At 38.9% G+C, this 14,407-nt stretch carries 14 protein-coding genes; 8 read left to right on the top strand and 6 right to left on the bottom strand.

All coding sequences use genetic code 11. From position 1 onward, the window contains the following. Positions 1 to 104 precede the first annotated feature (104 nt). Positions 105 to 1,028, bottom strand: coding sequence for a hydroxypyruvate isomerase family protein (locus ACUNWD_RS12940; RefSeq protein ID WP_445588242.1), 924 nt, complete (start codon positions 1,026 to 1,028; stop codon positions 105 to 107). Positions 1,029 to 1,202: 174 nt separating this feature from the next. Between ACUNWD_RS12940 and ACUNWD_RS12935 the strand changes: the two genes are divergently transcribed. From ACUNWD_RS12935 to ACUNWD_RS12905, 7 genes are all read left to right on the top strand, one after another. Beyond that, positions 1,203 to 2,360: a Gfo/Idh/MocA family protein gene (locus ACUNWD_RS12935; RefSeq protein WP_445588241.1), complete on the top strand. Its 1,158-nt coding sequence runs from the start codon at positions 1,203 to 1,205 to the stop codon at positions 2,358 to 2,360. Between the two features lie 31 nt (positions 2,361 to 2,391). Further along, positions 2,392 to 3,387: a sugar phosphate isomerase/epimerase family protein gene (locus tag ACUNWD_RS12930; protein WP_445588240.1), complete on the top strand. Its 996-nt coding sequence runs from the start codon at positions 2,392 to 2,394 to the stop codon at positions 3,385 to 3,387. Continuing rightward, positions 3,380 to 4,723, top strand: a complete 1,344-nt coding sequence (locus ACUNWD_RS12925; protein WP_445588239.1) for a Gfo/Idh/MocA family oxidoreductase — start codon at positions 3,380 to 3,382, stop codon at positions 4,721 to 4,723. Before ACUNWD_RS12930 ends, ACUNWD_RS12925 begins: the two co-directional genes overlap by 8 nt. A gap of 124 nt (positions 4,724 to 4,847) precedes the next feature. Further along, positions 4,848 to 7,424 carry a beta-mannosidase gene (locus tag ACUNWD_RS12920; RefSeq protein WP_445588238.1) on the top strand — a complete coding sequence of 859 codons (2,577 nt, stop codon included), beginning with the start codon at positions 4,848 to 4,850 and terminating at the stop codon, positions 7,422 to 7,424. Positions 7,425 to 7,486: 62 nt separating this feature from the next. After that, positions 7,487 to 8,185, top strand: coding sequence for an HAD family hydrolase (locus ACUNWD_RS12915; RefSeq protein WP_445588237.1), 699 nt, complete (start codon positions 7,487 to 7,489; stop codon positions 8,183 to 8,185). Positions 8,186 to 8,221: 36 nt separating this feature from the next. Continuing rightward, on the top strand, positions 8,222 to 9,025 hold the full coding sequence (locus ACUNWD_RS12910) for a DUF2797 domain-containing protein (protein WP_445588236.1): 804 nt from the start codon (positions 8,222 to 8,224) through the stop codon (positions 9,023 to 9,025). Between the two features lie 194 nt (positions 9,026 to 9,219). After that, positions 9,220 to 10,233, top strand: a complete 1,014-nt coding sequence (locus ACUNWD_RS12905; RefSeq protein ID WP_445588235.1) for a branched-chain amino acid aminotransferase — start codon at positions 9,220 to 9,222, stop codon at positions 10,231 to 10,233. Positions 10,234 to 10,282: 49 nt separating this feature from the next. Here the strand turns inward: ACUNWD_RS12905 and ACUNWD_RS12900 are convergent, their stop codons facing one another. The 3 genes from ACUNWD_RS12900 to ACUNWD_RS12890 are packed head-to-tail and all read right to left on the bottom strand — an operon-like array spanning position 10,283 to position 11,277. Next, positions 10,283 to 10,489, bottom strand: a complete 207-nt coding sequence (locus ACUNWD_RS12900; protein ID WP_445588234.1) for an RNA-binding S4 domain-containing protein — start codon at positions 10,487 to 10,489, stop codon at positions 10,283 to 10,285. Between the two features lie 9 nt (positions 10,490 to 10,498). After that, complete coding sequence (locus tag ACUNWD_RS12895) at positions 10,499 to 10,852, bottom strand: MmcQ/YjbR family DNA-binding protein (protein ID WP_445588233.1); 354 nt, start codon at positions 10,850 to 10,852, stop codon at positions 10,499 to 10,501. Positions 10,853 to 10,902: 50 nt separating this feature from the next. Continuing rightward, complete coding sequence (locus ACUNWD_RS12890; protein WP_445588232.1) at positions 10,903 to 11,277, bottom strand: YraN family protein; 375 nt, start codon at positions 11,275 to 11,277, stop codon at positions 10,903 to 10,905. A gap of 153 nt (positions 11,278 to 11,430) precedes the next feature. Between ACUNWD_RS12890 and ACUNWD_RS12885 the strand changes: the two genes are divergently transcribed. Then, positions 11,431 to 12,357 (top strand): lysostaphin resistance A-like protein, encoded by a 927-nt coding sequence (locus ACUNWD_RS12885; RefSeq protein ID WP_445588231.1) that lies wholly within the window; start codon positions 11,431 to 11,433, stop codon positions 12,355 to 12,357. On the opposite strand, the gene ACUNWD_RS12880 is transcribed toward ACUNWD_RS12885, so the two are convergent. Both ACUNWD_RS12880 and nadA read right to left on the bottom strand, forming a co-directional pair. Continuing rightward, a complete protein-coding gene (locus ACUNWD_RS12880) occupies positions 12,350 to 13,084 on the bottom strand; it encodes a hypothetical protein (RefSeq protein ID WP_445588230.1) in 735 nt (244 codons plus the stop codon). The two genes, ACUNWD_RS12885 and ACUNWD_RS12880, sit on opposite strands and share 8 nt — an antisense overlap. A gap of 185 nt (positions 13,085 to 13,269) precedes the next feature. After that, positions 13,270 to 14,262 carry a quinolinate synthase NadA gene (gene nadA, locus ACUNWD_RS12875; protein ID WP_445588229.1) on the bottom strand — a complete coding sequence of 331 codons (993 nt, stop codon included), beginning with the start codon at positions 14,260 to 14,262 and terminating at the stop codon, positions 13,270 to 13,272. Between the last annotated feature and the right edge of the window lie 145 nt (positions 14,263 to 14,407).

Genomic DNA, 14,407 nt, shown 5'->3' with positions numbered 1-14,407 from the left:
ACTAAAAATAGAACCAGGAAAAAACCAAATGAGAAAGAAAAAAAAACCGTCCCAAAAACTTGTTTTGAGACGGCCTCCTTAATATATCAATAATTTCGTCGCTATTAAAAGCTATCTGCTTCCCTGTATGCTTTAATCAAAGCTAATTCCCCTTCTTTACCTCCTATGCTTTTCCCATGCTCGGCACATAAAACACCATCATACCCTTTTGCATGAATATGATTAAAGATGTTTTTATAATTGATTTCTCCTGTTCCAGGTTCATTTCTTCCCGGATTATCGCCAATATGGAAAGCGGCGATACTTTCCCAAGCCATATCAATATTAGGAATTATATTTCCCTCGGTTATTTGCTGGTGATAAATGTCGTTAACAATCTTACAACTAGGACTATTAACTGCCTTACAAATCATATGTGCCTGTGGTATTTTTGTAAGAAACAATCCAGGATGATTAGTCCATGCATTCAAAGGTTCCATCACCAATTTCAACCCAGATGGCTCTACTATATCACAACACATTCGCATATTATCAACAACATTGGCAGTCTGGTAATCCCACTCCAAATCGTCGGTGAATCTTCCCGGAACAACCAGGGCAGTTTTCACTCCGGTACGCTTCGCAACCTCCAATCCCTGTTTCATTTTCTCCTTCAACATTTCCTTTATTTCCGGATCTTGAGTAACGAATGACTTCACACTAAAGTCGGCATATAAAACAAATGGACCTAAATCCATATCACGTTTAGCAAGTTCGTTTGCTATCTTTTCCTGCAGCGCAGGCTCCTTCCCCATCAATCCATTGTCAAAGATTGCTCTGAATCCCTGATCGTGGATAAATTTGATATTATCAATTGGATCGTTACCGGCGTGTCCAGAAAACGTTCCCAAATGCGGAGCATATTTCAATTTAAATTGAGGACTGTTTGAAAGTGAATTTTCGCTTGCCTCAGCAATTAGACTTGTTGCAATGCCAGAGGTCGCAATACCCCCAATGACAGAATTCTTAATAAAATTTCTTCGTTTCATAATTTCAATAGGTTTAGCCTGTTAAAATTATAAATATTCATCAGACATTACAATTAAATTTTGGCGGCCCTTCAATCCATTCTGGTCTGTTATGTTTTTAACATCTTTTTTCTTCCTCTTTCATAATAAGTTTTTTAACTTTGACTGACTTCTAAAACTATAAACCTAATAACTATGAACAGAAAACTTCGAATGGGCATGGTCGGTGGAGGAACAGATGCGTTTATCGGCGCTATTCACAGGCTTGCAGCATTTATGGACAATCAAATTGAGTTGGCTTGCGGATGTTTCAGTGTTGACCCTGAGATCTCTATTTCTTCCGGGAAATCCTATTTTCTTCCTGAGGACCGGGTTTATAAAACGTACCAGGAAATGTTTGAAAAGGAAGCCAAACTTCCTGAGGATGAACGCATGGATTTTGTGAGCATTGTAACTCCAAACTTTGTGCACTTCGCCCCTGCAATGATGGCTCTTGACAATGGTTTTAACGTAGTCATTGATAAGCCTATTACCTTCACTTTAGACGAAGCATTGCAACTAAAAAAGAAACTGGAAGAAACTGGTTTAACCTTAGCCCTGACTCATACTTATTCAGGATATCCTGCCGTTAAAGATGCAAAAGCACGGGTTGCCAATGGTGAATTTGGCACCATTAGACGCATATACGTGGAATATCCACAAGGTTGGCTTTCTTCAAAATTGGAAGATACAGGCAATCCACAGGCAAGTTGGCGAACCGACCCAAAACGCTCAGGAAAAGCAGGCTGCATGGGAGATATTGGAACTCATGCCCACCAACTTGCTGAATATATTTCAGGTTTAAAAGTGACTGAACTTTGTGCGGAACTAAATGTGTTTGTCCCTAATCGATTATTGGACGATGACGGCGCAGCATTCATGCGTTTTGACAATGGTGCCAAAGGGGTACTAATGGCAACACAAATTGCCGCCGGAGAAGAAAACGCGATTAAAATCCGCATGTACGGTGAAAAAGGCGGATTGGAATGGAATCAGATGGAACCTAATACATTATGGTTAAAATGGGTCGATCGTCCTACAGAAATGGTTCGGGTAGGAACAGGTCAAATGGGCGATACCGCACAACATAACACTCGCACACCAGGTGGACATCCGGAAGGATATCTGGAGGCGTTTGCCAATATTTACCGTAATTTTTCGCTAACAGTTCGTGCAAAGATGAATGGGCAGGAACCAACTGCAGATATGTTGGATTTCCCGGGAATTGAAGACGGAATCCGAGGAATGCAATTCATCGATAAAGTAGTTGAAGCTGGTTATAATGACGATGTGAAGTGGATCTCATTCGACTAATCAATCTTGTAAATAATCTAAACAAAATACTATGGCTAGACCAGTAACTATCTTTACCGGCCAATGGGCCGATCTACCCATTGAAACCATGTGCCAAAAAGCAAAGGAATTTGGCTATGATGGTGTTGAACTCGGTTGTTGGGGCGACCACATGGAAATTGACAAAGCAAATCAAGAGTATTGTGATCAACGCAAAACACTACTCGATAAATATGACCTTAAATTATTCACAATCTCCACGCACCTTGTTAGTCAATGTGTTTGCGACAATATTGATGAAAGGCATAAAAACATACTACCTGCTTACATCTGGGGTGATGGAGATCCCGAAGGAGTTCGCCAACGTGCCGCAAAAGAAATTATAGAAACAGGGCGCGCTGCAAAAAACCTCGGCATCGACACTGTGGTCGGTTTCACAGGCAGTTCAATTTGGCATATGCTGTATTCATTTCCCCAGGCAACGCAGGAAATGATTGACAAAGGCTACGAAGATTTTGCCAAAAGATGGAAACCAATATTGGATGAATACCAAAAGATGGGTGTCAAATATGCCCTCGAAGTGCATCCGACAGAAATAGCTTTTGATATTGAATCAGCCAAACGAGCATTGAAAGCAATCGACTATCATCCGGCTTTTGGATTCAATTACGACCCTAGCCATCTGGGTTATCAGCATGTTGACTACGTTCGGTTTATCTACGAGTTTTCTGACCGTATTTTCCATGTTCATATGAAAGATGTATATTGGAGCGATGTTCCCATGACAGTGGGCATTTTTGGAGGTCATATTGACTTTGGAGACAATCGCCGCTACTGGAACTTCCGAAGCCTGGGGCGTGGAAAAATTAATTTTGAGAATATAATCCGTGCATTGAATGACATCGGATACGATGGTCCACTTTCAGTGGAGTGGGAAGATAGCAAGATGGACCGTGAAGCTGGTGCCACCGAAGCTTGTAACTTTGTTCGTCAAGTTGATTTTACACCCTCAAATGTTTCATTTGATGATGCAATGAAAAATGAATAATCAACCTATAAAACCAATGAATACCAATAGAAGATCGTTTATTAAAAACACTAGTGCTGCAACAGCTGCAGTTGGATTAACGGCGTCAATGCCAGCTGCCATGAGTGCCTGTTCTGGTGCTAACGAAAAAATTAGATGTGGATTAATCGGCGCAAAGGGAATGGGCTTTGCCGACCTAAGAGCTTTCCTGGGTCAGGAAAATACAGAATGTGTCGCCATTTGCGATGTTGACCAACGCGTGCTCGATGCAAGAATAGCGGATACAGAAAAAATACAAGGCATCAAACCTCGTGCCTATAATGATTACCGAAAATTAATTGAAGACAAAGATGTAGATGTTGTCATCATTGGAACACCGGATCATTGGCATTGCCTTCCATTTGTTGCGGCTTGTCAGGCAGGTAAAGATGTTTACTGTGAAAAGCCACTGGGCAATTCTATTGAGGAAATCAATATCATGGAGAAAGTTGCCAACAAATACAAAACAGTTGTCCAGGTTGGCCAATGGCAGCGAAGTGATCCCCATTGGAGAGATGCTGTGGACTACGTTTATTCCGGCAAGCTTGGAAAAATCAGGACAGTTCGTACCTGGGCTTATCAGGGCTGGATGGAGCCTGTTCCAGTAAAACCAGACCGTGAAGCACCGGAAGGTGTTGACTATGATTTCTGGTTAGGACCAGCCAAGAAACGACCATTTAATCCAAATCGATTTCACTTCAACTTCCGCTGGTTTTGGGATTATGCAGGTGGTTTAATGACAGACTGGGGTGTCCACATCATAGACTATGGTTTATTTGGAATGCAAGCCAAGGCTCCAAAATCAATAATGGCAATGGGTGGCAAATATGGATATCCTGACGATGCTGCGGAAACACCAGATACCCTTCAGGCAATTTATGAATTCGATGGATTTACCATGCTGTGGGATCATGGAACAGGTATCGATGCCGGGCATTTCGGACGAGATCATGGTGTGGGGTTTGTTGGAAACAATGGAACTCTGGTTGTTGATCGTCAAGGATGGGAAGTCATCCCTGAGAGAAAGAATAACAAAGATCTTATAGAACGCGTTGAGCTTCAGAAAGGACAAGGCAAAGGTCTTGAACTGCATATGGCAAATTTCCTTGACGGGGTTCGAAATAGAAATCGAGATTTAAATTGCAGCATCGAAATAGCTGCAAACACAGCTCGCGTTGCACACCTTGGGAATATTGCTTTGAAAACAGGAAGACGCTTATATTGGGACAGTGAGGCTAGTAAGTTCATCAATGATGAAGAAGCCAACCAATATTTGGTTCCGACCTATCGGCATCCCTGGGAATTGCCTAAAATATAATTAACAATACATCGTTATTAAGCCGGAGAATTTACTCCGGCTTTTTTGTGCTTAAAAACGGTTAAGTATTTGAAATCAAAATATGTTTTTCCACTTTTAACAATCTTTTTAAAAACCAATGACGATGACACCAAGATTATTTCTCATCTTCCTCCCCCTTTTTGCAGTTTTTGTATCTTGTAACAACCAAGATCAACCACTTATGATTACCCAGGAAATTAATACCGGTTGGGAGTTTTCGCAGGCAGGTGAAAATAATTGGAATCCGGCAACGGTTCCAGGCTGTGTTCATACAGACTTAATGGCAATTGGAGAAATCGAAGATCCCTTTTATCGACTCAATGAGCATGATGTACAATGGGTTGACAAACTCGATTGGGAATACAAAACAAATTTTGAATTGAGTAAAAGTCGGCTAAAAAAAGATCGGCTAGCTTTTGATTTTAAAGGACTTGATACATATGCTGATATTTACGTGAACGGTGAAAAGCTTCGCTCAACTGATAATATGTTCCGGGAATATCTGGTAGATGCAAAAGAATTCTTAATAGAAGGAAGTAATGAAATCAAAATCGTATTTCATTCTCCAATCAAAGAAGGAATAAAAAAATATGATGCCAATGAATTTGAAATACCGGTTTCCGAAAATGACTTAGCTGAAATTGGACAGGTTGAAGGGAACAAAAAGGTGAGTGTGTATACTAGAAAAGCCGGCTACCATTTTGGCTGGGATTGGGGACCTCGTTTGGTTACCAGTGGAATATGGCGACCTGTTTATTTGAAAGCCTGGGATAACGCAAGAATTGATAATGTTCAGATCGTCCAACATGATGTTTCTGATACAGTAGCAACTTTTACGTCAGTAGTTGAAGCTGAATCCGAAAATAACACGACAGGGACATTGGAAATTTGGAATGATGATAAACTACTCGCGAGCGCCAAGATTAGCCTGACAAAGGGAAAGAACAAAAGTTCGGTGGATTTTAGTATTAAAAATCCTGAATTATGGTGGACCAACGGACTCGGAGACCAACCATTGTATTCGATAACTACCCGCCTGATTCTTCGAAGTGGCTCCGTTGAAAAGACAGAAAGGATTGGAATTCGCACTCTTGAATTGGTGAGAGACAAGGATGAAAAAGGCACCTCATTCTATTTTAAGCTTAATGGAGTCCCAGTGTTTATGAAAGGAGCAAACTACATTCCCAACGATCTTTTTCTACCTCGCATTTCAGACAAAATGTATCGAAATGTTATTGAAACTTCCAAAAAATCAAATTTTAATATGCTTCGTGTTTGGGGAGGTGGTGTTTACGAGAAAGATCTGTTTTATGATTTATGTGATGAAGCAGGCATTATAGTTTGGCAGGATTTTATGTTCGCATGCGCCATGTTTCCGGGAGATGATGATTTCCTGAATAACGTAAAAGAAGAAGCCGCAGACAACGTGAAAAGATTGAGAAACCACCCCAGCATTGGACTGTGGTGCGGAAATAATGAGATTCTTGCAGCGTGGGAACAGTGGGGATGGAAAAAAGCAGAAGAAGCAAAAAATAAAGAAGCCGCAGATAAAATATGGAAAGCATACGAAGACATTTTCCATAAGATTTTACCGGAAGCAGTTGAAAAATACGATCCTGCTCGTTCTTATTGGAGTTCCAGTCCTTCCTCCGGAACTGGTATTCCTTCTGATCTGATAAATGGAGATGAACATTATTGGGGAGTCTGGTGGGGCAAAGAACCTTTTAAGAATTATGCCACTCACATTGCCCGCTTTATGAGCGAATATGGATTTCAATCGTTCCCCGAACTCAAAACAGTAAAACAATATGCAACTCCTGAAGATTTCAATATTCTGTCGGAAGTTATGAAATCGCATCAACGATCTTCAATTGGTAATGAAACCATTGAGTATTACATGTTGAAGGATTACAAAAAGCCAAAAGACTTTGAATCATTTCTATACGTCAATCACGGTTTGCAGGCAGAAGGTATTAAGTTCGCAATAGAAGGACATCGCCGTGCAATGCCCTATTGCATGGGAAGTTTGTATTGGCAAATTAACGATTGCTGGCCAGTGGCATCATGGAGTTCAACCGACTACTACCAACGATGGAAAGCACTGCAATACTATGCAAAGAAAGGCTTTGAGCCTGTTCTGGTATCACCGTATATTGATGGGAATTTCTTGAAAATTGGAATTGTAAGCGACAAATTACAACCAATCGAAGGACAGCTAAATTTAAGAATGGTAGATTTCAATGGAGAAGTGGTCTGGGAAAAATCAGTTTTAGCAAGTATCCCGCCAAATTCAAGCGCTTCCTACTTTGATGTAAACCGATTTGATTTCCTTCGTGACAAAGACAGTAAAACTCAGGTTTTAATTACTGAATTGATTGAGAATGGGAAAATAATTGCCAGTAATCAGTTTTACTTCAGACCAGTTAAAGAACTGAAACTGCCAAAACCAACGGTGGAATATAAAATTAATGAAGCTGAGGGTGGATTTGAAATTGTGCTATCTACCGATCTTCTCGCCAAAAACTTATTCATGACCATTGGAGATGAGGAAGGATTTTTCACAGACAATTATTTTGATGTGATGCCAAACGAAAAAGTGAAAATAAAATTGGAAACTTCAATTTCAAAAGATAAATTAGTCGAAGTTTTTACCATTCAAACAATGGATGGTGCCTTTTAACAATCTTTAATCGATTTAAGGAAAGGCTGTCTTAATGGGCAGCCTTTCTTTGTCATAACATAATGAATTTAAACACCATTGACATAATTGCATTTGATGCGGATGATACCCTCTGGGAAAATGAAAACTTTTTTAGAGAAGCAGAGAGAGAATTCTGTCGAATCCTTCACGAATACAAGCCTGATGAAGAATTGATGAGTAATTTATTTCAGGTTGAAGTACAAAACATGGAAATATACGGATACGGAATCAAAGCATTCGTCTTATCATTGATTGAAACAGCCCTGCTAATATCTGATCAAAAAGTTACCCCCAAACAAATTGATAAAATTCTGCAAATCGGGAAAACCCTCTTGAATAAAGAAGTCAATTTACTCCCGGGCGTTAAAGTAGTGTTGAATGAATTGCATGGGAAATATCGCTTGGTTGTGGCCACAAAGGGAGATTTATTGGATCAGGAACGAAAATTAAAAAAATCAGGACTGCTCAAATATTTCCATCACATTGAAGTGATGACCCATAAAAAAGAAGAGAACTACCTCGAATTACTCAATCATCTTGATATTCCCGCTAATCACTTTATGATGATTGGCAACTCGCTTAAATCAGATGTATTACCGGTTATTAATTTAGGAGGAAGCGCTGTTCATGTTCCCTACCACACAACCTGGGCCTACGAGCATATGAACCCGGAGGATATAAAAAGTGATCGCTTTTTTGAGAAAAATTCGATCGTTGAGGTGTTGGAATTATTCCAGTAATTTTGTTATTCTTTCATATTAAATTTTGAAACCACTATGGAATACCAAGGAAATATATTGAAAATGCGCACGGAGCTTGCCACGCCTATCCGTTATTTCTTACCAATCGGGGAGCATGAAATTCCAATGAATGACCTCATTGGAAAGAACATTCAACTCAAACATAATGGAGTTATCAATTGTATTTCCTGCGGTAAAAAAACAAAAACATCATTCAACCAGGGATTTTGTTATTCCTGTTATCAAACTGCCCCGGAAGCAAGCGAAGAGGTAATGCGTCCGGAATTGTCAAAAGCTCACTTGGGTATTTCACGCGATATGGAATGGGCTGAAAAACATGATCTGATTGACCATTTTGTTTACCTTGCAGCTTCGAGTGTTGTTAAAGTTGGGGTCACCCGCCATCTCCAGATTCCCACCCGATGGATTGATCAAGGTGCAAGTAGTGCGATAAAACTCGCACAAACGCCCAACCGACACATTGCTGGAATCATCGAAGTTTTCCTGAAAAATCATTACAGCGACAAGACGAATTGGCGCGAAATGCTGCAAAATAAGGTTGACGGATCGATTGCTCTATCCGAAGAAAAAAGCAAAGCTGCAGCTTTACTTCCAGCAGAGCTTCGACAATATGTTTCAGATGATGATTCAGTAACAGACTTAGTTTATCCCGTGGAAAATTATCCTTCTGTGGTTAAAAGCCTTAACTTCGAAAAAGCTCCAACTATTGAAGGCAAACTTTTAGGAATAAAAGGTCAGTATTTAATCTTCGATCAGAATCAGGTCTTAAACATCAGACGTCATAATGGATACCATTTAAGCATAAATGTCACTTCTTAATTATGTCCAAACGATTGGTAACGAATTGTTGCTAGTAATCATTTTTTTCTTAAAAATCCGTAATTGCCTGTTTTTGAATACATTTATATAACATCATTTTTTACACTTGATTAAGACTTTTAGCTTTTAATGTCAGGTTTTTTTTTCGTTATTTTAGGATTCCAAAAAAACCAGATTGCTAAACATTTAATTCTATGGGAAACAGAGACTGGAAAACGATAGGTTTTGGGTATAGCAAAGCCGATTTCAATATACGCTGTTATTACAAAAATGGTGAATGGGGACCACTTGAAATCAGTGACTCTGAAACTGTTAACATGCATATCGCTGCTACTTGTCTTCACTATGGACAACAAGCTTTTGAAGGATTAAAGGCTTTTATGGGGAAAGATGGGAAAGTTCGCGTATTTCGAATGACAGAAAACGCAAAGCGTATGCAACATTCCTGTGATGGAATTTTAATGCCTCAGTTACCCGTTGAAAAATTCAATGAGGCTGTTCGACTTGCAGTTAAAAAAAATATGAGTTTTGTTCCTCCATATGGTTGTGGTGCATCACTATATATTCGTCCTCTATTGATTGGAACAGGCCCGGAAATTGGCGTTAAACCATCTGAAGAGTACTTATTTATGATCTTTGTAATGCCAGTTGGACCTTATTTCCCAGAAGGTTTTAAACCAACCGATTTATTAATCATGAGACAGTACGACCGTGCTGCTCCTCAGGGAACCGGGAAATACAAAGTTGGTGGAAATTATGCAGCCAGCCTTGCAGCAGGCAAAAAAGCAAAACAGGGAGGTTACTCTGCTGTGCTTTATTTAGACTCAAGAGAAAAAAAATATATCGATGAATGTGGCCCGGCTAACTTCTTCGGGATAAAAGATAATACCTACATCACTCCAAAATCTGAATCAATACTACCATCTATCACCAACATGAGTATCATTCAGCTTGCTGAAGATATGGGGTTGAAGGTGGAACGAAGAAAAGTCCCAGTTGAAGAATTGGAAACCTTTGAAGAAGTAGGTGCTTGTGGGACTGCTGCAGTCATTTCTCCAATCAAACGGATCTATGATGCAGATATGGATAAAGAGTATTTGTATGGAAACGAACCGGGTCCTTTAAGTGTAGAATTATACACTAAACTTCGTGCGATTCAAAATGGCGAAGAGGAAGATGTTCACGGATGGACCGACATTATTGAATAGTAAAATTTAGAATCAAATTAAAAACCTCGTTTTGAATCAAAACGGGGTTTTATTTTATAACAATCACCTGATCATCAATCTGAACCTGATCTCCCTTCCTTATTTTAGCACGCTTCCGATATTCAACTTCCCCATTTAGATAAACTAGTCCATCCTCAACAAATAACTTTGCCTGCCCTCCAGATTCAACCAGACGCAATAGCTTTAAAAGCTTAATAAGTTCAATATATTCTGTATTCAGTTCAAATTCAATCATTACATTTGACTATAAATTGGCTAACTCTTCCTTTAATTTTTTTGGCAAACTGGCAACAATCAAATCATAAGAATCGTCGATCCAGCCTAAAATCATTTTGCTGGCAACTGATCCATCAACCATCACGGTGTTCCAATGTTGCTTGCTCATATGATAACCTGGCAGAACGCATGAAAATCGTTCTCTCAAATCGATGGCGTGTTCAGGATCACATTTCAAATTAATTCTTAATTCACCATCTAAACTTAAGAGAGCAAACATTTTATTCATCACTTTAAAAACCAAAGTAGTTTCATCAAACGGAAAACTTTCAGTTACCCCCTTTTTGGTGATACAATATTCTCTGATTTCTTCAACGTTCATAATCAAAGTTTTTACAAAAGTAGTTGAAAAGAGTAGATTTTCAAGTCTGATTAAGCAGTTGAATAAAACGCATCTTTATAATGCTCCAAGTCAAAATTTTGTCCGTAAAAAATGACGGAGATAACATCAAACCGGGTATCCAAATTAATATCATACTCCTGAATGTATGCTTCTGCTGCATTCACCAAAAATCGAATCTTCCGATCGGTAACAGCTTCAGACGGATGCTCATAACGGTCACCACTCCTTGCTTTCACTTCAACAATTACCAACTCATCCTTATCCTGTGCCACAATATCCAACTCATAATGATGAAAATACCAATTGGTCTTCAGAATCTGATATCCCAGCGTTTTAAGATAAGTTTGAGCAATTTGCTCTCCCTTTTTACCAATTTCCTGCTGTGGATTTTTGGATTTTGCCATGTTTTGTAATTCTTTCTTTAGGAGTGAGACAAAATAAAAGAAGACAAAAGTTACAACTATTCTGTTAAACTACATGATTATTTGAATGATAAAATATCTTTCATTATTGAATTGGTAAAAGTATCTTTGGATTTCTCACTAAATATAAATTCCATGGCAATTAAAGCATTTCGGGGAATGTCTCCCTGGTCTCAATTCATATTTGCAGCGTTTATCATACTCGTTACCTTTTTAGTGGTTTTTATTGTTGGCGTAATAGCCATTATCCCATTTGTTGGTTTGGAAGGAATGATCTCTTCACTTTCCGGATCCGTGAATTCACCAGAAGCAATTAAACTGCTTAAATATTTTCAAACGATACAGTCAATCGGATTATTTGTTTTACCACCTTTTATAATTGCCTATTTGTATGAGGGCCAAATTCGTAATTACCTCATGCTAAACAGAGGATTCACCGGGAAAGCTTTTATTTTGGCTATAACGGCGATGTTAGTTTCGTTGCCATTTATCGGGTTCACCGGGGAATTAAACAGCAAACTGGTTCTACCTGAATTTATGGTGGGTGTTCAAGAATGGATGCAAAATATGGAAGATAACGCCACCGAACTTATTGATCGTTTCATGGATGTTAAAACTACCGGCGGATTGCTTTTTAACTTGTTTATGATTGCTGTTATCCCAGCTCTGGGTGAAGAGTTTTTATTCCGTGGTGTGATCCAAAAGATCTTCATTAATATGACCCGAAACCATCATTGGGGAATCTGGATTTCAGCATTTTTGTTTAGTGCCTTGCACATGCAATTTTTTGGGTTCGTCCCACGAATGTTGCTGGGAGCTTTGTTTGGCTACATGCTGGTTTGGAGTCGTTCTATGTGGCTTCCGGTATTAGGACACTTTGTGAATAATGCAATTGGGGTGATGGCTCTGCACGTACAAAATCAAGCGAACGAAAAAATAGCAGAAATAGGCGAGTTTGCCGAAACCTTCTCTGTGTCCTGGATTGTTGCCCTTCTAAGTCTGGGTATCACAATTAGTTTGCTATTGGTATTAAAAAAGGAAACGACTGAATCTGTTAGTTAAAAATCAGATTAGTTTGTAGTTTTTCAGCTTCCATTTTTTTAAGTTCCGAAGCCCTGTAAACATAGGTCACACCATATTCTTGTGCCTTTTCGCGACGGACATCCGATGTAAATACACTGAATCGCTCCTCAACTTCATTCCAAACTTGTTGGATCAGTTCATCAGCACGATCGCGCATATCCTGCATTTTTTGTGACGCACGATTTGTATTGTTTTGAAGCGTAATCATATGCCGATGAGCATCCTGAAACGACTCAAAATGAACTTTTACCAGTGCAATGGATGGACTATAAATTGGACTTCCACCATTCATGCACCTTTTCCTCTCCCCCTCAATAATTCGCTCACCCCATTCCAAAACATTCTTCTCCAGGTTTAAGGAAGGAACATTTAAGGTATCAGGATTTAAGCCATAAAACTCGCGAACTTCAGGTTTCATTTCTTCACGAAGAATTGCAAAATTTAAAACCTGCACAAAATGGGATAAATAAAGTTTAGCTTTTTTGAAGATATTGCCATATTCATTTGATCTATCAAACTGAGTCTGCTTTGAAGATTGGAGCTGACGAATAGCACCAGAAAAATGAGGGTAGAGAATTTGCAGTTTCTCAAGACTTTGTTGACTAAAAGCCAACTCAGTCAATGCTGTTCTTTTGCCTTTTTCAAGTGCTTGCTCAATTGCTCTCTGACGAGCCTGGTCGGTATTAGGTAATCTTCTGTATGGCATCTAAACTAAGCTATTCATTTTATACGAAGATACAAAATCAGAAAGGCGCCTTGGTGTATTCGCAGCAAAACTAATCAACAGCTTACTGTTTACAACCCCCCTAAAACTCCGTATAAATCTTAATAAACAGAAACCTGCCCATAAGATATGAACAGGTTCGTGCTAATTTTATAAATGTCGTTTATCTATTTTGAAATTTCCAACATACGAATGATCGGGACTTGTGCTTTTTCTATAACTTCATCGGAAAGAATAACTTCAGGTTGCTCATGTTTCATGCAGATATAGAGTTTCTGAAGGTTATTTAATTTCATGTATGAGCAGTCATTACAAGCACATGTGGAGTCATTCGAAGGAGCTGGAATAAATATTTTATCCGGACAGGACTTGTTCATTTGATGAAGGATTCCACTTTCGGTAGCAACTATAAATTTCTTTGCATCACTTTTTTGTACGTAGTTTAACAACGATGTTGTTGAACCAATATGCTTTGCCAAAAGCAACACAGGCTGTTCACACTCAGGGTGCGCAATAAACTCAGCGTCCGGATGTTGATCCATCAAATCGATGATCTTTTCAACAGAGTATTCTTCATGAACCATGCAAGCACCGTCCCACAATACCATACTCCTACCGGTAATGCTATTGATATAGTTTCCAAGATTTTTGTCAGGAGCGAAAATTAATTTTTCATCTGCAGGAAAGCTCTGCACTATTTTTTCAGCGTTCGAAGATGTACAAACAACATCAGTCATTGTCTTTAAATCCGCCGTACAATTGATGTAAGAGATTACTTTATGGTCAGGGTATTTTGCCTTAAAAGCTGCAAATTTTTCAGCTGGTGCAGATTCTGCCAGGGAACAACCAGCTTTTAAATCGGGAAGAATAACCTTCTTCGAAGGATTAATAATTTTTGCCGTTTCCGCCATAAAATGCACGCCCACAAAAACAATCATATCAGCATCAGTTTTGGCAGCTTCCTGAGCCAAACCCAAACTATCACCAACATAATCAGCTATATCCTGCAATTCACCTTCAACATAAAAATGACTTAAGATGACAGCATTCTTTTCCTTTTTCAGCCGATTTATTTCGTCAACCAATTTTAGCTGTGGATCTATTTTTTCATCAATAAATCCTTTCTCCTCCAACATCTCCTGTACCAGTGTTTTTTCCATCACAAAAAACTTTTTCAAAAAATATGGCCGCAAAATTACTAATTCATTTAAAAAAACAGGTGAGAAAGCTGAAATGTTTTGAATATGAAGTGGTATAAATAAGACAAAATGGTTGCTAATTCTTAAACTTCAGCCCATAAAAAAC

Source organism: Sunxiuqinia sp. A32, assembly GCF_052690465.1.
Note: the sequence above shows the minus strand (reverse complement) of the source record. Positions and strands in the feature narration are given on the sequence as shown.